This window comes from Bradyrhizobium sp. sGM-13 (assembly GCF_018398875.1).
In the GTDB taxonomy this organism is placed as follows: Bacteria; Pseudomonadota; Alphaproteobacteria; order Rhizobiales; family Xanthobacteraceae; genus Bradyrhizobium.
The window spans coordinates 41590-65540 of the sequence record NZ_JAGWDK010000031.1 but is presented as its reverse complement, the minus strand read 5'-3'; the positions used below and the strand labels follow the sequence as shown (position 1 = coordinate 65540).

22 protein-coding genes are annotated in these 23951 nt (G+C 62.6%); 5 read left to right on the top strand and 17 right to left on the bottom strand.

Annotated features, from left to right (window positions below; all coding sequences use genetic code 11):
• Window positions 1–280 (bottom strand): hypothetical protein (locus tag KJQ96_RS31540; protein WP_213290254.1); only part of this gene is annotated, 280 nt, incomplete at its 3' end.
• Window positions 281–380: 100 nt separating this feature from the next.
• On the opposite strand from KJQ96_RS31540, the gene KJQ96_RS31535 reads away from it, so the two are divergent.
• Window positions 381–746: a GNAT family N-acetyltransferase gene (locus tag KJQ96_RS31535; protein WP_213290253.1), complete on the top strand. Its 366-nt coding sequence runs from the start codon at window positions 381–383 to the stop codon at window positions 744–746.
• A gap of 130 nt (window positions 747–876) precedes the next feature.
• Here the strand turns inward: KJQ96_RS31535 and KJQ96_RS31530 are convergent, their stop codons facing one another.
• On the bottom strand, window positions 877–1797 hold the full coding sequence (locus tag KJQ96_RS31530) for a LysR family transcriptional regulator (RefSeq protein WP_256441689.1): 921 nt from the start codon (window positions 1795–1797) through the stop codon (window positions 877–879).
• Between the two features lie 308 nt (window positions 1798–2105).
• Between KJQ96_RS31530 and KJQ96_RS31525 the strand changes: the two genes are divergently transcribed.
• A complete protein-coding gene (locus KJQ96_RS31525) occupies window positions 2106–3011 on the top strand; it encodes an alpha/beta fold hydrolase (RefSeq protein WP_213290251.1) in 906 nt (301 codons plus the stop codon).
• A 233-nt stretch (window positions 3012–3244) separates the two neighbouring features.
• On the opposite strand, the gene KJQ96_RS31520 is transcribed toward KJQ96_RS31525, so the two are convergent.
• The 9 genes from KJQ96_RS31520 to KJQ96_RS31480 all read right to left on the bottom strand — a co-directional run bounded on the left by KJQ96_RS31520 (window position 3245) and on the right by KJQ96_RS31480 (window position 14768).
• On the bottom strand, window positions 3245–5170 hold the full coding sequence (locus tag KJQ96_RS31520; protein ID WP_213290250.1) for a potassium transporter Kup: 1926 nt from the start codon (window positions 5168–5170) through the stop codon (window positions 3245–3247).
• Between the two features lie 155 nt (window positions 5171–5325).
• Window positions 5326–7224, bottom strand: coding sequence for a potassium transporter Kup (locus KJQ96_RS31515; RefSeq protein WP_213290258.1), 1899 nt, complete (start codon window positions 7222–7224; stop codon window positions 5326–5328).
• Between the two features lie 159 nt (window positions 7225–7383).
• A complete protein-coding gene (locus KJQ96_RS31510; RefSeq protein ID WP_213290249.1) occupies window positions 7384–8211 on the bottom strand; it encodes a flagellar motor protein MotB in 828 nt (275 codons plus the stop codon).
• Window positions 8212–8244: 33 nt separating this feature from the next.
• Window positions 8245–9018: a motility protein A gene (locus tag KJQ96_RS31505; RefSeq protein WP_028349767.1), complete on the bottom strand. Its 774-nt coding sequence runs from the start codon at window positions 9016–9018 to the stop codon at window positions 8245–8247.
• Window positions 9019–9178: 160 nt separating this feature from the next.
• Window positions 9179–10123, bottom strand: a complete 945-nt coding sequence (locus tag KJQ96_RS31500; RefSeq protein ID WP_309142497.1) for a tripartite tricarboxylate transporter substrate-binding protein — start codon at window positions 10121–10123, stop codon at window positions 9179–9181.
• 93 nt (window positions 10124–10216) lie between these two features.
• Window positions 10217–10936 (bottom strand): RraA family protein, encoded by a 720-nt coding sequence (locus tag KJQ96_RS31495; protein WP_213290248.1) that lies wholly within the window; start codon window positions 10934–10936, stop codon window positions 10217–10219.
• Window positions 10937–11065: 129 nt separating this feature from the next.
• Complete coding sequence (locus tag KJQ96_RS31490; RefSeq protein ID WP_249734758.1) at window positions 11066–11947, bottom strand: phosphatidylcholine/phosphatidylserine synthase; 882 nt, start codon at window positions 11945–11947, stop codon at window positions 11066–11068.
• 76 nt (window positions 11948–12023) lie between these two features.
• On the bottom strand, window positions 12024–12722 hold the full coding sequence (locus KJQ96_RS31485) for a phosphatidylserine decarboxylase (RefSeq protein WP_028349771.1): 699 nt from the start codon (window positions 12720–12722) through the stop codon (window positions 12024–12026).
• A gap of 57 nt (window positions 12723–12779) precedes the next feature.
• The gene (locus tag KJQ96_RS31480) at window positions 12780–14768 is read right to left on the bottom strand and encodes an ABC transporter ATP-binding protein/permease (protein ID WP_213290246.1); all 1989 of its coding nucleotides are present in this window, start codon (window positions 14766–14768) and stop codon (window positions 12780–12782) included.
• Between the two features lie 212 nt (window positions 14769–14980).
• Here KJQ96_RS31480 and KJQ96_RS31475 point away from each other — a divergent pair, with 212 nt between their 5' ends.
• A complete protein-coding gene (locus KJQ96_RS31475) occupies window positions 14981–15586 on the top strand; it encodes a TIGR00730 family Rossman fold protein (protein WP_213290245.1) in 606 nt (201 codons plus the stop codon).
• 12 nt (window positions 15587–15598) lie between these two features.
• On the opposite strand, the gene KJQ96_RS31470 is transcribed toward KJQ96_RS31475, so the two are convergent.
• The 4 genes from KJQ96_RS31470 to cysS all read right to left on the bottom strand — a co-directional run bounded on the left by KJQ96_RS31470 (window position 15599) and on the right by cysS (window position 19737).
• Window positions 15599–15976 (bottom strand): VOC family protein, encoded by a 378-nt coding sequence (locus KJQ96_RS31470; protein WP_213290244.1) that lies wholly within the window; start codon window positions 15974–15976, stop codon window positions 15599–15601.
• Between the two features lie 120 nt (window positions 15977–16096).
• On the bottom strand, window positions 16097–17695 hold the full coding sequence (cimA, locus tag KJQ96_RS31465) for a citramalate synthase (RefSeq protein ID WP_213290243.1): 1599 nt from the start codon (window positions 17693–17695) through the stop codon (window positions 16097–16099).
• Window positions 17692–18204, bottom strand: a complete 513-nt coding sequence (locus KJQ96_RS31460) for a GNAT family N-acetyltransferase (RefSeq protein WP_213290242.1) — start codon at window positions 18202–18204, stop codon at window positions 17692–17694. The genes cimA and KJQ96_RS31460 overlap by 4 nt, the downstream gene beginning before the upstream one ends.
• 117 nt (window positions 18205–18321) lie before the next feature.
• Window positions 18322–19737, bottom strand: coding sequence for a cysteine--tRNA ligase (cysS, locus tag KJQ96_RS31455; protein WP_213290241.1), 1416 nt, complete (start codon window positions 19735–19737; stop codon window positions 18322–18324).
• 300 nt (window positions 19738–20037) lie between these two features.
• On the opposite strand from cysS, the gene KJQ96_RS31450 reads away from it, so the two are divergent.
• Window positions 20038–20346, top strand: coding sequence for a hypothetical protein (locus tag KJQ96_RS31450; protein WP_213290240.1), 309 nt, complete (start codon window positions 20038–20040; stop codon window positions 20344–20346).
• A 170-nt stretch (window positions 20347–20516) separates the two neighbouring features.
• The gene (locus KJQ96_RS31445) at window positions 20517–21689 is read left to right on the top strand and encodes a DUF2865 domain-containing protein (RefSeq protein WP_213290239.1); all 1173 of its coding nucleotides are present in this window, start codon (window positions 20517–20519) and stop codon (window positions 21687–21689) included.
• Between the two features lie 12 nt (window positions 21690–21701).
• On the opposite strand, the gene KJQ96_RS31440 is transcribed toward KJQ96_RS31445, so the two are convergent.
• The gene (locus tag KJQ96_RS31440) at window positions 21702–23450 is read right to left on the bottom strand and encodes an NAD+ synthase (protein WP_213290238.1); all 1749 of its coding nucleotides are present in this window, start codon (window positions 23448–23450) and stop codon (window positions 21702–21704) included.
• A gap of 146 nt (window positions 23451–23596) precedes the next feature.
• A complete protein-coding gene (locus KJQ96_RS31435) occupies window positions 23597–23950 on the bottom strand; it encodes a diacylglycerol kinase (RefSeq protein ID WP_213290237.1) in 354 nt (117 codons plus the stop codon).
• Window position 23951: the final 1 nt, after the last annotated feature.

Here is a 23951-nt window from a genome sequence, read left to right as displayed (position 1 = left end):
TGATTTTCTGAGACATGGCGTGCTCCTTGTCTTGAGCGCCCCTTGCCAGCTTCTCGTGCTGGTAGGGCCGGAGCACGGCCGGACCATCCAAAGCCGATACGCCCGAAAGGTCGATTTTTATTCTAAACTGGACTGCCCCCTGGCTCGATACTTGCGGGCTGATATGCTCACTGATCAATACGTTTGTTCGCAACCGCGCTTGTTGCGGTATATCGGTCGGCGGTAAGTCACCGAAGGGCACCGTGATGACCGTCTCGAATTGCGAAATTGCTCTCGCCACGACTGATGATATTCCTGGGATCGTAGCCCTTCAGGGCCTCAATTTGCGCAGCAATGGTGGGGCACTTTCTATCGAATTTTCCAGCGATTGGTTCGAACGCGTGCTTTCCGAGATGCCGATCATCGTCGCCCGGCGGGAGGGGCGTATCGTCGGCTATCTCGTCTCAAGTCCGCTATCAGCGGCAACGAACATGCCGATTATCCAGGCGAAGCTGCGAGCTTATTCGGGGTCGAGCAATCCTTACAATCATGGTCCGGTGTGCATCGCCGAGGATGAACGAAACCGCGGATTGATTTCTGCGATGTTCCAGGCATTACGGAAGCGATTGAAGGGTCGAGAAGGAATTGCGTTTGTCCGACGCGACAATGTCGCGTCGCTTTCGGCGCATGCTAAGCTTGGAATGCGGCAGGCTGCCGAATTCACGCATGACGGCGTCGCCTATGTTGTCGTCGCCTACATTGCATGACCGATGAGTTTGGGATTCTGACGACTAATGGACGATAGTTGTGAGCAAAAAGGAACGAAGCACAAGTTGATTTTTGGGTTGGGTAGTGTGCCAGGCGGCTGAACTGCAAGTATCTATCTTTGTGGGTAGCTTATTTCCCTACAGAAATCGATCTTCCGATTGCTCTTGCTTCATTCAGGACCAGTTTTAGGGCCCCGGACGACTGCCTGCCTTTCAGGGTAACCGCAGCCATCGGTCCCGCGATATCCCCCAGGTCGACTGGCAACGCCTTGATGCGACCCCTCCGGCCGGGGTGGTCCTTCATGGCACTGGTATCGACGGTCACGAAATGCCCGCTCTGCAGCAGGTCCAGTCGCAATTGGATCGAAAGGGTCGTTACCATCGCTTTGGGCATGGGCAGCCCTTTGGCCTGAAAGGCCTTCAGCATTAGTTGGTAGAGGAATGAGTCAGGGGGACCGATTACCCAGCGTTCGTCCAGCAAATCGCGAAGGGCTACGTTTCGCCGGCGGGCCAGCGGGTGTGCAGCCGAGGTTACCACCGTGATCCGATCGTGAAAAAGGACCTCCGTGTCGAGGTCCGGTTGGGATCGCGCAAGCACGGCGCGCGAAATTCCCACATCAAGTGTCCGGTTACGTAGCGCCGTGAAAAGCATGTCGCTGTCGCCTAACACGACTTTGTAGATAATCTTCGGATAACGGCGTGATGTTCGCTCCACGACCATAGAAATATACGCCGACCAAGCATCGACGGCACCGATGCGGACCTCGCCGACGGTCGGATCGGAAAGGTTCTCGATCTCCTGCAAGCCCTGTTGCAGTTCATCAAACATCGCGCGGCCGCGCCGCAGCAAAATATGCCCGCTCGGCGTCAGCTCGGCGCCACGCGAGCTGCGGTCGAACAATGCCACGCCGAGATCACGCTTGAGATCCGCGATCGCCTTCGAAATGGTCGGTTGAGAGATTGCCAGTTGCTCCGCGGCGCGGGCCATGCTGCCAGCGGCCGATACGGCCTCGAGCATGTGCAAATCCCTTAGTTTGAGGCGCCGGCTCATGAAATTGACCGAGACCACTGCTATGCCTTTTTCCGATAGGAGGTTCTGCTATTTCTATTGGTTTTTTATAGCACGGCGCCGCACTATGCCAGTGTGATCGAATTTGAAGCCGTCGACCCACGTTGCAGCGCAGACACCGATCCCGCCGCGGCGAGCAGCTTTGTCCAGGAGGAAACCGAGCGATGGCACAAAGTGATCAACCGGATCGGTCTTCAGCCCGAATGATGTGCCATTGGCGGACCGCCCGTTCTCCGGCGTCTCGACCAGCTTGCAGCCCAAAGCAACCGCGAGATGTCGGAACGGCCGGCATGACGCGTCGCGACTTTGCGCGGGCAACGGTAGGAGCTTTAATGATTAGCGCAGCCTTGACCGTCACGGCTATGGCCGATGAAGTCAGACGCATTTCCGCCAACGGCACTGAGTTTTCTTATGTTGAAGTCGGCCAAGGCGAGCCGGTAATATTTGTTCACGGTGGCCTTCAAGACTACCGAATGTGGACCGGACATCTGCCAAAGTTCGCTGGTCGTTATCGCGCAATAGCGTACAGCCGTCGCAACAATTATCCGAACGACGTAAGTCCGGACGGTATGCCGGATGGGGCTGCTGATGCGCACGGTGAAGACCTTGCTGCTTTCGTGCGGGCTCTAGGCTTATCGAAAGTTCGGGTGGTTGCGCATTCCTCGGGCGCGCATGCCGCGCTGTTTTTTGCTGCCTCGTATCCAGAGATGGTCGTCAGCCTCGCACTCAATGAGCCGCCGGCCACGGGCATTTTGGCCGGCGTTCCCGACGTCGCTGATATGTTGAAAGCGTGGGGCAATGGTCTGGCGCCAGCAGGGCAGGCACTCAAAGCTGGCGACGCGAAAGCCGGCATACCGCTATTCGTAAACGCCGTTGGTGGACCGGGCGCTTATGAGCGCCGCTCCGATGCTGACAAGAAGATGAATCTGGACAACGTCGCGTCTTACCAAGCCGATGCCACCACGAAACGCCCGAGGCCGGTTTTCACGTGCAACATGGCCAAGGCGATCAATGCCCCGGTATTATTGTCGAATGGCGAGCGAAGCCCCAAGTTCTTTTATCGGATTGTAGACGAGTTGGGGGTCTGCTTGCCAAACCACCAGAGGATCGTCATTGCCGGAAGTTCACACACGGTGCCTTCCGAGAACCCCGATGCTTACGATGAGGCTGTGCTCGCTTTTCTAGCCAAGCACTGATGCGTTAAACGCTTAAGCGGCTCTAGTAGATCCTCCAGTTCCGGTTTCGGCCCCAAAGCGGACCTGGGGAGCGCCCTGAGCGACATACGTTGCTGGGTGACGAGGTGAAGTAGCCGATCGCCGAGTGAAATCGTCTTCTGACCCGTTTCAAACACGGCGCCATGTCCGGCTTGAATCCGAAATGGCTTCAACGCCGCCCATCGGCCGACGATTATAACTTATGGATTCTCGCCCTAGATCGTGACCTGCGTTCCCACCTCCACCACGCGCCCGGTCGGGATCTGGAAATAGTCGGTGGCGTCGTTGGCGGCGCGGCTGAGGCGGATGAACAGCAAATCCTGCCAGCGCGGCATGCCGGAATGCGCGGCGGGCTTGAGCGCGCGGCGGGACAGGAAGAACGACGTCGACATGATGTCGAACTGCCAGCCGAGCTTGCGGGCGATCGCCAGCGTCTTCGGCACGTTGGGCGATTCCATGAAGCCGAACCGCAGCGTCACCTTCGAGAAGGTCTCGCTGAGCTGCTCCATCCGCACCCGCTCGGCATCGTCGATCCGCGGCGTCGGCGCGGTCTCAATGGTGAGGATGACGTTCTTCTCATGCAGCACCTTGTAGTGCTTCAGGCTGTGCATCAGCGCGGTCGGCGCGCATTCGGGGTCGGAGGTCAGGAACACGGCCGTGCCGGGGACGCGCTGCGGCGGACGCTTCTCCAGCATCGCGACCAGTTCGGCCAGCGGGAATTCCAGCTTGCGCGATTTCTCGAACAACAGCCGGCTGCCGCGGCGCCACGTGTACATCAGGAGCATCACGATGCCGCCGAGCGCGAGCGGCACCCAGCCGCCCTCGAGCACTTTCAACAGATTGGCGGCAAGGAAGGTGACGTCGAGAAACAGGAACGGGGCGATCAGGGCTGCGGCCGCGATCGGCGACCATTTCCAGACCCGCCAGATCACGACAAAGCCCATCATGGCCGTCACCACCATGGTGCCGGTCACGGAGATTCCGTAAGCCGAGGCCAACCCGCTCGACGAGCGGAACAGGACCACCAGCAGGATCACCGCGAGCAACAGCAGCAGGTTGATGCTGGGGATGTAGATCTGGCCGGAATGCGCTTCCGAGGTGTGGCGGATTTCGAACCGCGGCAGCAGCCCTAGCTGGATCGCCTGGCGCGTCAGCGAATAGGCGCCGGTGATGACGGCCTGGCTCGCGATCACGGTCGCCGCTGTCGCAAGCGCCACCATCGGGATCAGCGCCCAGTCCGGGAACATCAGGAAGAACGGGTTTTCGATCGCTTTGGGATCGGCGATCAACAGCGCGCCCTGCCCCAGATAATTGATCGCCAGCGACGGCAGCACGATGAAGAGCCAGGCGGTCTGGATCGGCCGCTTGCCGAAATGGCCGAGATCGGCATAGAGCGCTTCCGCGCCGGTGACGGCAAGAAACACCGCGCCGAGCGTGATGAAACCGATCATGCCGTGATGGAGCATGAAGGAAACGGCGTAGAGCGGATTGAGTGCCTGCAGCACTTCGGGATGCCGCATGATCTGCGGCACGGCTGCCACCGCAATGACGGCGAACCAGACGCACATCACCGGTCCGAAGAACGCGGCGACGCGCGCGGTGCCGCGGGATTGCACGGCAAACAGCGCCACCAGAATGATCACCGTCAGTGGCACGACATAATGCTCGAAGGTGACGGTGACGAGCTTGATGCCTTCGATCGCCGACAACACCGACAGCGCCGGCGTAAGAACCGCGTCGCCGTAGAACAGCGCGCCGGAGATGATGCCGAGCAGCACGATCGCCGTCCCGCCCTTGCCGACCGCGCGCTGCGCCAGCGCCATCAGCGCCAGCGTTCCGCCCTCGCCATTGTTGTCGGCGCGCAAGAGGATGACGACGTATTTCAGCGTCACCACCACGATCAATGCCCACAGGATCAGCGAGAGCACGCCGAGCACGGCCTGTGGCGTGGCAGCGGTCGAGGCCTCGCTGGCGGCGACCACCGCCTCGCGCAGCGCGTACAAGGGGCTGGTGCCGATGTCGCCATAGACGACGCCGATGCTGCCGAGCATCAGCGCCTTGAAGGTGGCGGTGGAATGCGCTTCGCCATGACCGTTGGCCGCGGGCGTTTCCGCCGCGGGGATCACAAACTGGACTGACATGGGATGGGGGCCTCGGTTCCTTACCGCACTGCACAAGTGCAGAAGCGCAGCCCTATACTCCCGGGACGAATGGACGGGTTAGCCGGAATCCGGGCCTCCGGTATGCGCCTTCCGCATAGATGGCGAGAAATGCTGCAGCAAATTTCCATCTGAAATCAGATAGTTACTTGGGTGCCCACCTCTACGACCCGCCCGGTCGGGATCTGGAAGTAGTCGGTGGCGTCGTTCGCCGACCGGCTCATCGCGATGAACATATGATCCTGCCAGAGCGGCATGCCCGACTGCGCCGAGGGCTTGAGCGACCGCCGCGACACGAAGAACGAAGTCGCCATGATGTCGAACTGCCAGCCGAGCTTGCGCGCGATCACCAGCGCCTTGGGCACGTTCGGGGATTCCATGAAGCCGAACCGCAGCCGCACGGTAGAAAACTTCTCGCTGATGGTTTCCATCTTGACGCGCTCTGAAACGTCGACCCGCGGCGTTTGTGCGGTTTCAATGGTCAGGATCACGTTGTGCTCGTGCAGGACCTTGTTGTGCTTGAGGTTGTGCATCAGCGCGGTCGGCACGAAGCTCGGATCCGAGGTCAGAAACACCGCCGTGCCCTTGACGATGTGCGGTGGGCGCTTTTCCAGGCTCTTGATCAGGTCCATCAAGGGCACCTCGATGCGCCGCGTCTTGGCAGTCAGGATCGCGGCGCCGCGGCGCCAAGTCCAGATCATCACCGCGACCGCAACGCCGAACAGCAGCGGCACCCAGGCGCCTTCCAACAGCTTCAGGAGGTTTGCGGCAAAGAAGCTCATGTCGACGACGACCAGGGGCAGGATCACGGCCGCCGCGGTCGCGGCCCGCCAGTTCCACAACTTCCAGATCACGACAAAGCCCATGATGCCGTCGACCACCATGGTCGTGGAAACTGCAATGCCATAGGCCGAGGCAAGACCGCTGGAGGTGCGGAACAGCAGCACCAGCAGGACCACCCCGATCAGCAGCATCCGGTTGACCCGCGGCAGGTAGATCTGGCCGGCATGGGTTTCGGAGGTGTATCGCACCTCGAACCGCGGCAAGAGACCGAGTTGTACCGCCTGGCGGATCAACGAAAACGCGCCTGTTATCACCGCCTGGCTCGCGATCACCGTCGCCGCCGTCGCCAACACCACGAGCGGCAACACCAGGATCTCCGGCACCATTCGGTAGAACGAGCTCGTAACCGCCGATGGATCGGATAACACCAGCGCGCCCTGCCCGAAATAATTGATCAGGAGCGCCGGCAGCACGAAATAGAACCAGCCGGTCTGAATCGGCTTGCGCCCGAAATGCCCGAGGTCGGCGTAAAGCGCCTCGCCGCCGGTCACCGCCAGAAACACCAGACCCATCGTCACCAGGCCGATAACGCCATGGGACAGCATGAACTGGATCGCATACCAGGGATTGATCGCGTAGAGCACCGTGGGATCGTCGCTGATATGGATGAGGCCCAATATCGTCAGCGTCGCAAACCAGACCACCATCACCGGTCCGAAGGCGGAGGCGACGCGCGCGGTGCCGCTGCTCTGCACCGAGAACAGGACGACGAGAATGAAGATCGTCAGCGGCACCACGTAGTGTTCGAACGCGGGCGTGACCAGCTTGAGACCTTCGACCGCCGACAAAACCGAGATCGCCGGCGTGATCATGGAATCGCCAATAAACATCGAGGCGCCGACCACGCCGAGCGCCAGTAACGGCCAGCTTCGACGGCCCATTGCCCGTTGCCCAAGCGCCATCAGGGAAAGCGTGCCGCCCTCGCCGTTGTTGTCGGCACGCAACAGCAGCAGCACATATTTGGCTGTAACTACGATGAACAGCGACCACAGGATCAGCGAGAGCACGCCGAGTACAATGATGCGTGATACCGGCTGGCCTTCGGCCGCGTGGGTGGCAGCCTCGCGGAACGCATACAGCGGCGAAGTGCCGATATCGCCGAACACCACGCCGATACTGCCCAGCGTCAGGGCCCAAAAACCTGAGGTAACCTGCCCCTCATGGGCTTCGGTAGATGTGACGCTGACAGCCATGATGGAAGGGGGAACGTTCTCGTCGTTGAATTGATCCGGGCGGCTATCGACGCTTCCGCGCGGCCTGTCAATCATCGCTCGATCATAGCACCACCCGCGATGCCCGACTGGCGCAAAGCAGCCACAGCGCCGCGCTGGTATTATGGTAGTCGCACGGTGCTACGGCTTCAGGTTAGGCGGAAGCGGCGGATTTTCGCGCATCAACGTGATGGTAACGCGACGGTTTGCCGGCAGTGTCGGATCGTCGGGAAACAATGGCTGGCTGTCGGCCTTGCCGCTGACCGCGTAGATGTGGGATGCGGGCAGCCCTTCGCGTTCGAGGATCTGGCGGACGGCGTTGGCGCGGTCCGCCGACAGATCGAAGGCGCCATATTCGCCGCGTGACGGCAGGAAGCCGGCAGAGGTGTGGCCGACAATGTTGAGCCGCAGCGGTGTCGCCTTCAGCGGTACCGCCAGTTTCTGGATCAGCCGGCGGGTCCGCTCGTACGGGACCTTGGAGCCGTCGGCGAACATCGAGCGGCTATCCTGGTCGACGATTTCCAGATTGAGCCCCTCTTTGGTTTCCTCGAACATGATGTTCTTGGACATTTCGGTCAGTTCCGGCATGTCCTGCAGCGCCTGGCGCAACGATGCCGCGGCGAGCGCGAACTCCCGATCGACTTTCAAGCGGGCGCCGTTTTCGCGCTGACGGTCCTTGTCATCGGGCGTCGGGGTATTGGAGGCATCCTCGGGCGGAATATGCTCTACATTCTTCAGCTTCGGCCGCGTCGGCAGGCCGTCGGATTCGACGATTCCCGAATGCCGGGACTCGGTCTGCACGCCAAACGCCTCGCGCATCGAGCCGGCGACGATCTTGAGCTTTTGCTGGTCCTGGCTGGAGAACGCAACCAACATCACGAAGAATGACAGCAGCAATGCCATCAGGTCGGCGAACGTCACGAACCAGCCGTGACCGCCATGCGCCTCTTCGCGTTTTTTCTTGGCCATGCTTTACGTCCGCGCCTTGATGCTATCAGCCGATCAGGCCGGAACCAGTTCGCCTTCCTCGTGGCGGTGCTTTTCGGGCAGATAGGCCAACAGCATTTCACGAACCAGCGCCGGGCTCTTGGAATCGCGGATCATCAGGATGCCGTCGATGATCAGCGTGCGGTTGGTTTCCTCGTCGATCAGCTTGCCATGCAGCTTGTCGGCGATCGGCAGGCAGATCAGGTTCGCAACGACCGCACCGTAAAGCGTTGCCAGCAAGGCCACCGCCATGAACGGGCCGAGCTTCGAGGGGTCCGACATGTTCGAGAACATCTGCACCATGCCGAGCAGCGTGCCGATCATGCCGAACGCCGGCGCGCAGTCGCCGATCGCCCGATAGATCTTCGAACCTTCGTTCAGGTGCATCAGAAAATTGTCGCGATCACGCTCCATGTTGTCGCGGATGAATTCGAGGTCGTAGCCGTCGGCGACATAGCGGATGCCCTTGGCGAGAAACGGCTCGTCGGTCTCGACCTTTTCCAGTCCGACCGGGCCCTGCTTGCGGGCAATTTCGGCAATGCGCGCCAATTCGTCGACCAGATCGCGCGCCGAGAGTCGGCTCATGGTGAAGGCGAATTTCGCGCCGAGCGGCATGCCGTGCAGGATCGCGCTGAGCGGAAAGCGGATCATGGTGGCGGCGAACGAACCACCGAAGATGATGATGACGGCGTGGATGTCGTAGAACATCCGGAAATCACCACCCATCAGGATCAGCGTCGCCAGTACGATTGCACCGGCTGTCAGGCCAACGAGCGTGGTGATATCCATTCTGAACTCCAACGCGTACGCGAACTACCGGCCATCCTGACCGGTCGCGCGCTCCATTCGGAGCTGGCGCAGAGGAACCCTACGACCGCGCAATTAAAGAGCCGTAAAGGTTAAACTCGAACAGCGATCGTAAAAATGCGGGGCGGCGGCCTGCGCAATCTCAAGGATTCGCTAACCATGCCGACTTGCGCTCACTGCGCCTGGGTGCCGATGCCGGCTGACTTGATGATCGGCCACCATTTTTCGATCTCGGCCTTCTGGAAGGCGGCCAATGCTGCCGGCGTCTGCTGCGCGCGCGGCGCGACGTCGAGGCCGAGTTCAGTAAAGCGCTTCTGGATCGCGGGATCAGCCAACGCCTCTGTTGTTGCCGCATTGAGCTGGCGATGATCTCTTTCGGCGTGCCCTTCGGCGCCCAGAAGCCGAACCAGCCGGACATATAGAGACCGGGCACGCCGCTCTCGTCCGCAGTCGGAATATCCGGCATCGAGGCCGAGCGCGTCGGCGAAAGGTTGGCAAGCGCCTTGATCTTGCCGGCGCGGATTTGCGGCAGCGCCACCGCGCCCTGCACGACCAAGAGATCGACCGTGCCCGAGACTAGATCGGTCATGGCAGGTCCGGCGCCGCGATAGGGAATGTACTGCACCTTCTGCTTGGTCAGGTTCTCGAATAAGACGCCGGTGACGTTCGCCGCCGCGTTCTGGTTGACGAAATTGATCTTGCCGGGGTTTTCCTTCATCCACGCCACGAGTTCGGCCAGCGTGTTCGCCGGCAGGTCTTTCTTGGCGACCATGAGCTGCGGATTGTTCGAGACAAGCGCGATCGGCTCAAAATCCTTTTCGAGATCGTAGTCGAGCTTGTAGATGATGCTGCCGACATGGGTATCCCACTGGCCGATGTCGAAGGTATAGCCGTCAGGCGCAGCACGGGCGACGCGACCGACGCCAATGCTACCGCCGGCGCCGCCGACACTTTCGATCACGATCGATTGTCCGAGCGTCGCCCGCATCCGCTCGCCCATGATCCGCGCGGCAGTATCGGTCGATCCGCCCGGCGGGAACGGTACGATCAGCGTGATCGGCCGCGAGGGATAGGTTTGTGCCTGCACGGCTGCGACACCGAGAAGGAACGATAATGACAGTGCCGCCCAGAACCGTCTTATGGCACTCCCCCTCGCCCGCTTGTTAGATCCAACCCTTTGTCAGTGAATCTCCGCCGAGCGCTTCAGCGCCTCCTTCAGTTTTTCCAGCGTGAAGTCCGGGCTGCGCGCGATCTCCAGGATCGGCGTCTCGCGCCGGCCGCAGAGTTCGGCGGCCTCCGGAATCTTTGCCGCGATGTCGACGGGGATCACGATGGCGCCGTGCTGGTCGGCGTGGATCAGATCGTCCGAATGCACCGTCATACCGGCGACGCGCACCTCGCCGCCCCAATGTTCGGCATGGACCCAGGCATGCGACGGTCCGATCGAACCGGCCAAGGCCTGGAAGCCCGGCGCCCATTGCGGGACGTCGCGGATCGAGCCGTCGGTGATGACGCCGAGACAGCCGAGCGCCTTGTGCACGTTGCTTTGCACCTCGCCCCAGAACGCGCCATAGCCGATATCAGCGCCGTCGATATCCTGGATTACGGTGATGCGCGGGCCGAAGCCGGTGCCGACATATTCGTAATAGGCGATGCGACGCTTCGCCTGCTCGTCGGCGGGAAGCGTGGATTTGAGCACCGAGCGGATCGTCACGGTGCGGGCGTAGCCGACCATCGGCGGCAGGTCGGGGAACGGACAGACCAGCGGCTTTGTGGTGTAGCCGATCAGGCGGCGCTCCGGCGCCACGATCTCCATCGCATTGCAGATCGTCGGAGTGTCGTAGCGCGCCAGCGCCTCTAGAACGGAAGCAGGCAGCGGGGCGGTAACGGCTTTGTTCACGGCGTTCTCTCCTGATTTTTCGGCCCGGCTCTTTGAGGCCGTATGTCACTAGGCCCTATAGCCGAGATTGGGGGAGAACCCAACTCGGCAGCGGCTCATGGCAGCCATATCGGAGAGTGGCGAGGACGCTCAGTTCAGCCGCGCCGGCCGTTCCTCCTCGGTGTCGCTGGGGGGCGGCGAGAATGTCGCCGGAGATGACGGCGCGGTTTCAGCCGTCGGAGCCGGCTGTGCGGCAAGCGCGGCGTTGCGCTCGTGGTCGCGATAGGATTTCCAGCCCCAGGGCAGGCTTACGAGGTAAAGCACAGAACCGATCGACAGGATGTGCCAGGGGTAGCCAATCAGAAGCGCGACGAAGAACACCACAGAGACGAAGACCGGCAGCACCATCTCCGGCGGCACCCGCATCTTCACCGTCTTACCGGAAAATACCGGCAGCCGCGACACCATCAGGAACGCGATCAGCACCGTATAGGCCGCGGTCAGCATTGCCGGCGGCTTGGGGACGCCGAGAAATGCCAGATAGAATGGCAGCATCGCAAGGATCGCGCCGGCCGGTGCCGGCACGCCGGTGAAATAGTTCGCCGCAAAGGCAGGCTTGTTCGGATCGTCGATGCTGGCGTTGAAGCGCGCAAGCCGCAGGCCGCCCGCGATCGCAAACACCATCGCCGCGATCCAGCCGCCGTTGTTCAACTCCTGGAGCTGCCAGAAATACAGCATGAGGCCGGGGGCGACGCCGAAATTGACGAAATCGGCCAGGCTGTCGAGCTCGGCGCCGAATTTCGACTGGCCCTTGATCATGCGGGCCACGCGCCCGTCGACCCCGTCAAGCACCGCCGCAAATACGATCGCCGCGACCGCGAGCTCCATCCGCCCTTCGATCGACAGGCGGATCGCCGTCAGCCCGGCGCAGATCGCGAGCAAGGTGATGACGTTGGGTACCAGCATCCGCACCGGGATCGGGCGAAACCGGCGGCGGCGCAGTTCTGGGTATTTGGGGTCCGGGATCAGCATGCCAGCCAATATATAGCAAGCGCCAGCCCGGTTTGCCATTGGCAGCCGCCTAGCCATTTATGGCGGCCGAAAGTGGTTAATCGGCGCGAAAAGTCCGGCCCTGCTCGGTCGAACCGAAATCGGCCAAGATCGTCTCGCCGGCAATCGCCGTCTGGCCTTCCGAAACCAGCGATCGCGTGCCTTCGGGCAGATAGACGTCGAGACGCGAGCCGAAACGGATCAGGCCGAACCGCTCGCCGGCGCCGATCGATTGGCCTTCGCGCACGAATGAGACAATCCGCCGCGCTACCAATCCGGCGATCTGGACCACGCCGATCCGGCCGTTCGTAGTCGAGATGACAAGCGAGTTGCGCTCATTGTCTTCGCTGGCCTTGTCGAGCTCGGCATTGATGAAGGTGCCGGGCCGGTAGGCGATACGGTCAATCCGGCCGGTCACCGGGCTGCGGTTCACGTGGCAGTTGAACACGCTCATGAAGATCGAAATGCGCGGCAAGGGCCTATCGCCGAGGCCGAGTTCGGCCGGCGGCAGCACCTGAGCAACCATCGAGACGCGGCCGTCGGCCGGCGATACCACGATGCCATCGCGCACCGGCGTCACGCGGACGGGATCGCGGAAGAACAGCGCGCACCAGACGGTCAGGATGGTGCCGATCCATCCCAGCGGCGTCCAGAGCCAGAACAGGATCAGGCTGGCCAGCGCAAAGCCGCCGATGAACGGATAGCCCTCCGAGTGGATCGGTGGGATCTGCGCGCGGATGGAGTTCGCAATCGACATTGAGGCTCGCTGTTATCTGGCCGACTTCGCTGCCTTGGAAGTAGCGCCGTATTTGGATTATTCCGCGGCGGTTGCCAAGCGATCTTTGGATTTTGGCTGATCAACGGCCGGCTCATTGAGCGGATCATCGACCGGCGGCGGGGCGCGGTTCGGCGCTTCGTTGCCGTCGTCGATCTGCGCGAGCTTCTCCCGCGCCGCCTCGGCTTCGCGCTGCCTATTCCACATGCTGGCATAAAGCCCGCCGGCTGCCAAAAGCCCGACATGGGTGCCGCGCTCGGCGATGCGCCCTTGATCCAGCACGATAATTTCATCGGCGCCAACGATCGTCGACAGCCGGTGGGCAATCACCAGCGAGGTGCGGCCGCGTGAGACGCGCTCCAGCGCTTCCTGGATTTCATGCTCGGTGTGGCTGTCGAGCGCGGAAGTCGCCTCATCGAGCACCAGGATCGGCGGCGCCTTCAAGACCGTGCGCGCGATCGCCACGCGCTGCTTCTCGCCGCCCGACAATTTCAGGCCGCGCTCGCCGACCTGGGCTTCGTAGCCCTTGGGCGAGTTGCGAATGAAGCTGTCGATCTGCGCCAGTTGCGCCGCCTCTTCCACCTCGGTATCGCCGGCGTCCCAGCGGCCGTAGCGGATGTTGTAGCGGATGGTGTCGTTGAACAGCACGGTATCCTGCGGCACCATGCCGATCGAGGCGCGCAGGCTCGCCTGCGTCACGTCGCGGATGTCCTGCCCGTCGATCAGGATTTTGCCGCTGGAGACGTCGTAGAGGCGGAACAGCAACCGCGAAATCGTCGACTTGCCGGCGCCGGAGGGGCCCACGATCGCAACCGTCTTGCCGGCGGGGACCTCGAAGCTGAGGCCTTTGAGGATCGGCCGCTCCGGATCATAGGCAAAGCGCACGTCCTCGAAGCGCACGCTCCCGGCGCTGACCACGAGCGGCGCGGCGCCCTCGACATCCTTGATCTCCGGATTGCGCGACAGCACGTTGAACATCTTCTCGATGTCGATGATCGCCTGCTTGATCTCGCGATAGACCATGCCCATGAAGTTCAGGGGCTGGTAGAGCTGGATCATCATGGCGTTGACCATGACGAAGTCGCCGACCGTGTTGGTGCCGTTGCGCACGCCCAGCGCGCACATCAGCATGGTCGCGGTAAGGCCGATGGTGAAGATGACCGCCTGCCCGGTGTTGAGCACCGCGAGCGAGGTATAGGTCTTGATGCTGTTATGCTCGTAGCGCTCCATCGAACGGTCGTAGCGTTCGGCCTCGCGCGACTCGGCGCTGAAATACTTCACCGTTTCGTAGTTGAGTAGCGAGTCGATCGCCTTGGTGTTCGCTTCGGTGTCGGAATCGTTCATCTTGCGGCGAATTTCGATCCGCCATTCGGTCGCGATGTAGGTGTAATACATGTAGATCACGACCGTGATCGCGGTGACCAGCACATAGCGCCAGTCGAACTGCCACAGCAGCACCGCCATCAGGAGCGAGACCTCGACGATGGTCGGGATCAGTTGCAGGATCACCATCCGCACGATCACCTCGATGCCGGTGCGGCCGCGCTCCAGCACGCGCGTCAGGCCGCCGGTCTTGCGCTCCAGATGAAAGCGCAGCGGCAATTCGTGCATGTGAACGAAGGTGATGTAGGCGAGTTTGCGCACCGCATGCATCGCGACGCGGGCGAAGATGCCGTCGCGAAACTGCGTCAACACCGCCATCAGCACCCGCACCGCGCCGTAGCTTGCGGTCATCAGCAGTGGCGAGGCGATCAGCCACAGCATCCAGTTCGAGGCCTCGACCGGCGCCGTGCCCATGCCGTTGAGCGCATCGATCGCCCATTTGAAGGTGAACGGCACCGTCAGCGTCGCGAGCTTCGCGAGCAAGAGCAGCACCATCGACCAGACCACGCGCATTTTCAGGTCGGCGCGGTCGCCGGGCCAGATATAGGGCCACAGGTGAACCAGCGTCCCGATCAGGGTCGCCTTTTCGGGAGCGTTGTCGGCCGGCAGTTGGGCGATATCGATGTGCGAATCAGAATCAGCCATCGCTGTCGCGCCCAACGCAAGATGGCGCACCGACCGCCGTCAGATGGTTTCTGATGATCTGCATAGGCCCGTCATATAAAGCGTTTAACTCTCCCGTACAGCCTTGAAAGATAAATCTTTCCCCCGTTTGGTTTGATTTCGGGCCTATTTCTGCTGCATCAGCGAAATCAATCAGACTTGAGGTTTCCTGGGTGCAGTGCCACATGGTCTCCATGGATCAAATCAAAACTGTCTGTGTCTATTGCGGCTCCGGCGCCGGCTCGAGCCCCCGCTTCGTCGAAGCCGCCCACGCTTTGGGAAAGAGTTTTGCCGAGAACAATATCCGGCTCGTCTATGGCGGCGGCTCCGTTGGCCTGATGGGCGCGATCGCCCAATCCACGCTGGATCACGGCGGCCGCGTCACCGGCATCATCCCGGATTTTCTGAAGTCCCGCGAGCTCGCGCTGTCGCGCGTGCAGGAGATGATCGTCACGCCTGACATGCACGAACGCAAACGGCTGATGTTCGAACGCTCGGACGCCTTCGTGGCGTTGCCCGGTGGCATCGGCACGCTGGAGGAACTGGTCGAGCAGATGACCTGGCAGCAACTCGGCCGCCATTCTAAGCCGGTGCTGCTCGCCAACATCGACGGCTTCTGGGAACCGCTGATCGCGCTGCTGGCGCATATGCGCGCCACCGAGTTCATCCGCCCGTCGCTTGACGTTGATGTCCTCAAGGCCGAACGGGTCGAGGACATCGTGCCGCGCCTGCGCGCCGCCGCCGCACTGTCGCCCGAGGGCGCCAAGCAGATGGCGCCGGAGGTGGCGCGGAGGCTTTAGGCCACCACGGCTTCACTCGCTCGGAAACGTCACCGCCTCGATGCGGTTGCCATCGGCATCGATGACGAACGCCGCGTAATATTTCACGCGATCGTGCGGGCGCATGCCCGGTGCGCCATCGGAACGGCCGCCGGCATTGAGGGCAGCGGCGTGAAACGCATCGACATCCCCGATCGTTTTGGCGCGAAGGCAAATATGGGTGCCGCTCTCGGGCGGCACCGGCGTCATCGCGGCGCGCAGGTTGATCCAGAATTCCGGGTAGGTTTTGCCGAAGCCAATGGTCGCGGGACGTGTGACGAGGCGCGAAAGGCCGAGGGCTGCGAGGGTTGCTTCATAGAAACGTGCTGAACGTTCGAGGTCGCTGACGCCGACGGAGATGTGGTCGATCATAATAAAATGGCCTCTGCTCTCTCCCCGTCATTCCGGGATGGTCCGAAGGACCAGACCTCAGGTGCGCAATTGCGCACCATAGTTCGATGCTTCGCATCGCCCCGGAATGACCATATCACCTCACGCAGGCGCGCCTGATTTCACCAGCTTGTACACTACCGAATCCATCAGCGCCTGGAACGAGGCGGCGATGATATTGGGCGAGACGCCGATGGTGGTCCAGCTCTCACCATTCTCGTCCTCGCTCTCGATCAGCACCCGCGTCACCGCTTCCGTGCCGCCATTGAGGATACGCACGCGGTAATCGATCAGCTTCAAGCCTTCAATGTACTTCTGGTACTTGCCGAGATCCTTGCGCAAGGCGACGTCGAGCGCATTCACTGGGCCGTTGCCTTCGGCCGCCGAGATCAGCCGCTCGCCGGCGACGTCGACCTTCACGACGGCGAGCGCCACCGTGATGCGCTGGCCGTTGGCGTTGTAGCGCTGCTCGACATTGACGTCGAACTGCTCGACCTTGAAATACTCCGGTACCCGGCCGAGCGTGCGCCGCGCCAGCAGATCGAACGAGGCGTCGGCGGATTCATAGGCGAAGCCGGCCGCTTCCCGCTCCTTCAATTCCTCGACCAGCCGCGCCAATTTTGGATCGCTTTTCTCGTAAGGGATTCCGGCGCGGTCGAGTTCGGCCATCACGTTGGAGCGGCCGGCCTGATCGGACACCAGCACCTTGCGGTGATTGCCGACGGACTCAGGAGAGACGTGTTCGTAGGTCTGCGGGTCCTTCAGGACGGCGGAGGCATGAATGCCGGTCTTGGTGACAAACGCGCTTTCGCCGACGTAAGGCGCATGGCGGTTCGGCGCGCGGTTGAGCATGTCGTCGAGCGTCCGCGACACCTTCATCAGCGTCGCCATCTTCTCGTCCGTGACGCCGATTTCCAACGCATCGGCGAATTCGCTCTTCAGCCGCAGCGTCGGGATCAGCGAACAGAGATTGGCATTGCCGCAGCGCTCGCCGAGCCCGTTCAGCGTGCCCTGAATCTGTCGCGCACCCGCGCGCACCGCGGCCAGCGAATTGGCCACCGCCTGCTCGGTGTCGTTATGGGCGTGGATGCCGACATGGCTGCCCGGGATGTGCTTTGTGACAGCGCCGACGATGGTCTCGATCTCGTGCGGCATCGTGCCGCCATTGGTATCGCACAGCACCACCCAGCGCGCGCCGGAATCATAGGCGGCCTTGGCGCAGGCGAGCGCGAAATCGGCATTCTCCTTGTAGCCGTCGAAGAAGTGCTCGCAGTCGACCATCACCTCGCGCCCCGCAGCCTTGGCGGTGGCGACGCTGTCGCAGATCGAGGCGAGGTTTTCCTCGTTGGTGGTCTCGAGCGCGACCCGCACCTGATAGGCCGAGGACTTTGCGACGAAGCAGATCGCATCGGCCTTGGCTTCGATCAGCGCCGCCAGCCCCGGATCGTTCGAGGCCGAACGGCCCGGACGGCGCGTCATGCCGAACGCGGTGAATTTCGCGTATTCGAGCTTCGGCTTTTCGGCGAAGAATTCGGTGTCCGTTGGATTGGCACCGGGATAACCGCCTTCAACGTAGTCGATGCCGAGTTCATCCAGCATCTGCGCGATGATCTGCTTGTCATGCAGGGTGAAATCGACGCCGTTGGTCTGCGCGCCGTCGCGCAGCGTGGTGTCGAACAGATAAAGGCGTTCGCGGCTCATGTCGGCGCTCCCGGCGCGGCGCTACCGGCCAACGTCTTCTGCATCGTGGTGTTGGCGAGCCATTCACCGTTGAGCGAGACTGTATTGCGCTGCTTGGCGGTATAGCCGCGCTTTCTGAACAACGGCTCGGCCGTATCGCTTGCATCGACCGTCAGGGTTTTCGCGCCGCGCGCGCCCGCCAGCTTCTCCAGCGCATCGACCAGCATTGAGGCCACGCCCTGCCCGGCTACGCTCGGATGCACGTAGAGCATATCGATTTGGTCAGCGCCCCTCAGCGAGGCGAAGCCGACCGGCGCGTTCTGGATAGTCGCGATCAGCGTCAACTGCCCGGCGAGCTTCTTGCCAAACGCGGCTTCGTCGTCGGCCACCTGAGCCCAGGCTTCCTGCTGCGCCTCGCTATAGTCGTCGCCGGTCAGCCCCTCGATGGCGGCAACGAAGATCGCCGCCAGCATCGGAACATCCGCCGGCAGAAACGGTCGCAAGCCAGGTTTTGGCAATGCCTGTCCCATCGCGTCAAAGCACTCCGAACAGTCGCAGGGCCAGCACGACCGCAGCAACGATCAGCGCCCACTTGATGAAGATGTAATACCGCCAGTGTTTTGGAAACGGGGTATCGGGCTTGTCCATCACGCGATCTCCCAGGTGGTCACGGGCTTACCATCGGCATCCTTGCCGTCTTTGATGGCAACGCCCATCGCGGCGAGCTCATCGCGGATACGGTCGGATTCCTTGAAATCCTTACGCGCGCGCGCCGCCGCGCGATCCGCAATCAGGCGGTCGACCTGTTGCGGATCGATGCCGCTCGCCTGCTGCTTCCGCCCCTTCCACTCCGCAGCGCTCATCGAGAGGAAGCCGAGCAGGCGGAGCGAGGCCGCAAACTCGCCGCGTTCCCGCGCGCCGCCGGACGCCGCCGCGTTGCGCAGGCTGTGCAGGACAGCCATTGCCAGCGCCGTGTTGAGGTCGTCATGGAGCGCCTCGATCATGGCCGGCGACGGCTCGCTGGCGACGGCGTCGGCTGCGATCGCATACCAATCGCCGAGCGTCTTCGCGCTCTCTTCCGCACCCTTCAGGGTCCAGTCGAGCGGTGAACGATAATGCGTCTTGAGCATGCTCAAACGCAGCACCTCGCCCGGCCAGTCGGCCAGCATCTCGCGGATCGTGAAGAAGTTGCCGAGCGACTTCGACATCTTCTCGCTCTCGATCTGCAGGAAGCCGTTATGCATCCAGACATTCGCCATGCGATCGGAATGGAACGCGCAGCAGGTCTGCGCGAGCTCGTTCTCATGGTGCGGAAACACCAGATCGATGCCGCCGCCATGAATATCGAACTTCTCGCCGAGATGCTTCCAGGCCATCGCCGAGCATTCGATGTGCCAGCCGGGGCGGCCTTCCACCTTGATACCTGATGGCGACGGCCAGGACGGCTCGCCGGGCTTCGACGGCTTCCACAGCACGAAGTCGGTGTTGTCACGCTTATAGGGGGCAACATCGACGCGGGCGCCGGCGATCATCTCGTCGAGCGAGCGTTTCGACAGCGCGCCGTAGCGCGGCATCACGGAGTTGGCTTCGTTCATCGCCTGCGGGGAGAACAGCACGTGGTCTTCGGCAACATAAGCAAAGCCGCCGGCGACCAGCTTCTCGATGATCGCCCGCATCTCCGGGATGTGCTCGGTCGCGCGCGGCTGCACCGTCGGGGCCAAGCAGCCGAGCGCGGTGACGTCGTCCTGGTATTGTTGATAGGTCTCTTCGGTGACCTTGCGGATCGCCTCGTTCAGCGGCACGCCGGGATAGTCGCGCGCAGCGCGGACGTTGATCTTGTCGTCGACGTCGGTGACGTTGCGGACATAGGTCACATGATCGGCGCCGAAGCGATGGCGCAGCACGCGAAACAGCACGTCGAACACGATCGCCGCGCGGCCATTACCGATATGGGCGAAGTCATAGACCGTCGGTCCGCAGGCATACATGCGGACGTTATCGGCATCGAGCGGCACGAACGGCCGCTTCTCCTTCGTCAAGGTATCGTACAGACGCAGTTCCATGGAAAACCCATCCCTTGCGGCCGGGCGTCCAGTGATCTCATTTTGAGAAAAGACGGCCTCAGCCAGCGAATCGCTAGCTAATAATCTCGCGGCAAATGGCGCAGATGGCGAGGAGACCGTTCATGGTTCCACCATTGCGGTATCGCAGGCACGCCGTCAAGGCCTTGCTTGTGCCCGATTTGGGGGCGATCAGGCCGCCGAACCCCGCCATTCGCAGCCGCCCTCGGCCCTCATGGTTAATCATTGTTAACGTTTTGGGCCTATTTCTGAGGGCGGTCTCTTCCCGCCGCCGGTGCATCCATGCGACTTTCCTCCGCACTCATTGCCTGTGCCTTCCTGCTCGCCGCCTCGGCCGCCGCCGCCGACAGCCGCGTCTTCATCGTGGCCAACCAGGCCGACGGTTACGGCGTGGACGAGTGCCTCGCCAGAGGCGACAAATGTGGCGCCCATGCCGCCCGCTCCTATTGTCAGTCACGGGAATTTGCGCAGGCGACCGCCTATCGTCGCGTCGTGCCCGACGAAATCACCAACGCGGTTCCGATCGGCGGTGGCGACCACTGCTCAGGCCCGGCGTGCGGCGAATACGTCGCCATTACCTGCCAGCGCTAAAGAGATCTAATCCCGTAATTTCAAGGGCCGGTTTGCCACACCCGCGCCCCGGAAACGACGTGACGCTGCCCCGAGAAGCAGCTATTGGATGCGGCCTTGGCCGCAGAACGCCGCCTTGGCCGCGTCACCAGGCTTTTTGAGCCGCGCGGATCAGCTCTCAATGGCCGGATATGCTGGAAATTCGCAACTCTTCCCTCTCCCTTCGAATTTTGACCTGCGCCATCCTGCTCGGCATCGCCGCACCGGGCGCACCCGCTCTGGCGCAGACGAACGAAGACGCCATGGCGCAGATGAACCAGGACGCCCCGCCCCAGCAGGGCGCGCAGGCCAATCCGATCTGCATCCGGCTCGAAGGACAATTGGCGACGATCGACCGCGGCGCCGGCACCGGCGACCCCGCCAAGGATGAGCAGATCCGCCGCTATCAGGACGCCGAGGCCAAGCAGCAGGCCGAGCTCGACCGGGTCACGCTACAAGCCAAGCGCATGGGCTGCGACAGCTCGGGCTTCTTCTCGCTGTTCAACGGTCGTTCCGCCCAGTGCGGCCCGGTGAACAACCAGATTCAGCAGATGCGCGCCAACCTCGACCAGATCACCACCAGCCTGGAGCGGCTGCGCAGCGGCGGCATCGGCGGCGCTGACCGCGAAAACCAGCGCCGCTCGGTGCTGGCGGCGCTCGCGCAGAACAATTGCGGCCCGCAATATTCCGCTGCCGCGCGCGGCCCTGGCAACTTCATCGACAGCCTGTTCGGTAACAACAACAACACGCTGCCGCCGCCGAGCGCCGATCTCGGCGCGCCATCCGGCACCTACCGCACCGTCTGCGTCCGCACCTGCGACGGCGCCTATTTCCCGGTCTCGTTTGCCACCGTGCAGGCCCGCTTCCAGGACGATGAGAGGACCTGCAAGGCGCTGTGCCCGGCGGCGGAGGCGAACCTGTTCGCCTATCGCAATCCCGGCGAAGACATCAACCAGGCGGTCTCGATCAACGGCCAGCCATATTCATCGCTGCCCAACGCGTTCAAATTCCGCACCGAGTTCAACGCATCCTGCTCCTGCAAGCCTGCGGGCCAGACCTGGTCCGAAGCGCTGAAGTCCGTCGACGACAGGGCGGCGGTCGAACAGCAGGGCGACATCATCGTCACCGAGGAAAGTGCGAGGCGGATGCAGCAGCGCGGGCAGTCGAAAGGCGCGCCGCCGCCCAAGAAGGGCGCCGCGCCCGCAGGCACCACCGCCGCCGCGCCTGCACCGGCGACGGCTCCGGCTGATACGGCGGCCGCGACCAACGACAAGGACAAGCCGATCCGCACCGTCGGCCCGACCTTCATCCCGCCGAAGCAGTAGGCGCCAAACGCCCTACCCTTCGAATGCATCCGCCGAGGCGCGGCCGGCGCGGGCGACCAGCTTTTCGTCGGGCACGGGCAGCGCCTTGCCGTTGTCGCGGAAGCGGTTGGTGATGGGATAGCGGCGGTCGCGGCCAAAGTTCTTTTCCGTCACCTTGACGCCGGGCGCAGCCTGCCGCCGCTTGTATTCGGCGATGTTGAGCAGGCGATCGATCCGCGTCACCATTTCAGCCGGGAAACCGGCCGCGATGATCGTGGCCAGCGGCTCCTCGCGCTCGACCAGACGCTCCAGTATGCCGTCCAGCATCTCGTAGGGCGGCAGTGAATCCTGGTCGGTCTGGTTCTCGCGCAGCTCCGCCGTCGGCGGCCGGGTGATGATGTTGACCGGGATCACCTCGCCCGACGGCCCGAGCGCACCGTCCGGCTTCCACTCGTTGCGCAGGCTCGATAGCCGAAACACTTCGGTCTTGTAGATGTCCTTGATCGGATTGAAGCCGCCGTTCATGTCGCCATAGAGCGTGGCGTAACCGACCGACATTTCCGACTTGTTGCCTGTCGTCACGACCATCGCGCCGGTCTTGTTGGAAATCGCCATCAAGAGCGTGCCGCGGGTGCGCGCCTGCAAATTCTCTTCGGTGATATCGCGCGGCAGGCCGGCAAATGGTCCAGAGAGGATTTTCTCGAAGCCGTTCACCGCATCGGCAATCGGCAGCACCTCGTAGCGGATGCCGAGCGCCTTCGCGAGCTTGGCAGCGTCGTCCACCGACACCTGCGCGGTGAAGCGGAACGGCAGCATCACGCCGCGGACCTGATCGGCGCCGAGCGCATCAACGGCAATGGCCGCGCACAGCGCGGAATCGATGCCGCCGGAGATGCCGAGCAAGACGCCCGGAAAGCCGTTCTTGCGGACGTAGTCGCGCAGGCCCAGCACGCAGGCGGCGTAATCGCCCTTGTCGCCCTCGAGCAGGGGCTCTACGGGGCCCGAGCAGCGCCAGCCCTCGGTGCCCTTGGTCCAGCGCAGCGTGACGATGCCTTCTTCGAACGCGGGCAATTGCGCGGCCACCGACAGATCGGCGTTAAGCGCGAACGACGCGCCATCGAATACCAGTTCGTCCTGCCCGCCGATCTGGTTGAGATAGACCAGCGGCAGCCCGCTCTCGGTGACGCGGGCGACCGCAATCGACAGCCGGAGGTCGTTCTTGTCGCGCGCGTAGGGCGAGCCGTTCGGCACCACGAGAATTTCCGCGCCGGTCTCGGCGAGGCACTCGACGACGTTCTCGTATTCCTCGGACTCTTCGAGCCAGATGTCCTCGCAGATGGGGACGCCGACGCGGATACCGCGGACCGTCACCGGCCCGGCGGCCGGACCGCGCGCGAACAAGCGCTTTTCATCGAACACGCCGTAGTTCGGCAGGTTCGCCTTGAAGCGCAACGCGGCGATGCGGCCCTGATCGAGCAGCGCGCAGGCGTTATAAAGCTTGCCGTCCTCGACCCATGGCGTGCCGATTAGAACGGCGGGCCCCCCGCCCGCCGTCTCGCGCGCCAGCTCTTCGACTGCGGCGCGGCAGGCGGCCTGAAAGGCTGGCTTCAGTACCAGGTCTTCCGGCGGATAGCCGCAGATGAACAATTCGGGCAGCAGCAGGAGGTCGGCGCCATCGGCCGCGGCCTTGTCGCGCGCCGCGCGGGCCTTGGCGGCGTTGCCTGGCACGTCGCCGACCGTCGGGTTCAACTGCGCCAGCGTGATCGTAAAGGTGTCGGTCATGGGAGCGATGGTGCCTTGCACAAGAGCAAACTGCAATTGCTCGCTTTGATGCCTTATCGAGCGAAGTGGATACCGGTTCGCGTGAAGAAAACGCGTCAAAACAAAAACTTAGATATGCGGTTCTGATGCAAATCAGAACCGCATATCTAAATGGCGCCCATGCGTTCCGCGAGGGCGAACAGCCAGAACAGGCCGGCCATCAACAGCGCCACGCCGACCGCCGCCGATCCCATATCCTTGACCTGGCCGATCTTCAGGTCGTGATCGGTTGTCAGGCGGTCGGCGAGCTTTTCGATCGCGGTGTTGAGCAGTTCGACCACCAGGACAAAGGCGACGGCCGCAACCAGTTCCACGCGACGCATCGTGGTCGTGCCGATCAGCCAGGCCAGCGGTACCGACAGCACCAATGCGAACAGTTCCTCGCGGACGGCCTGCTCCGAGCGGATCGCAAAAGCGAGGCCGTTACGCGTGTTGATCGTGGCCCGCCAGAGTCGCAGCAAA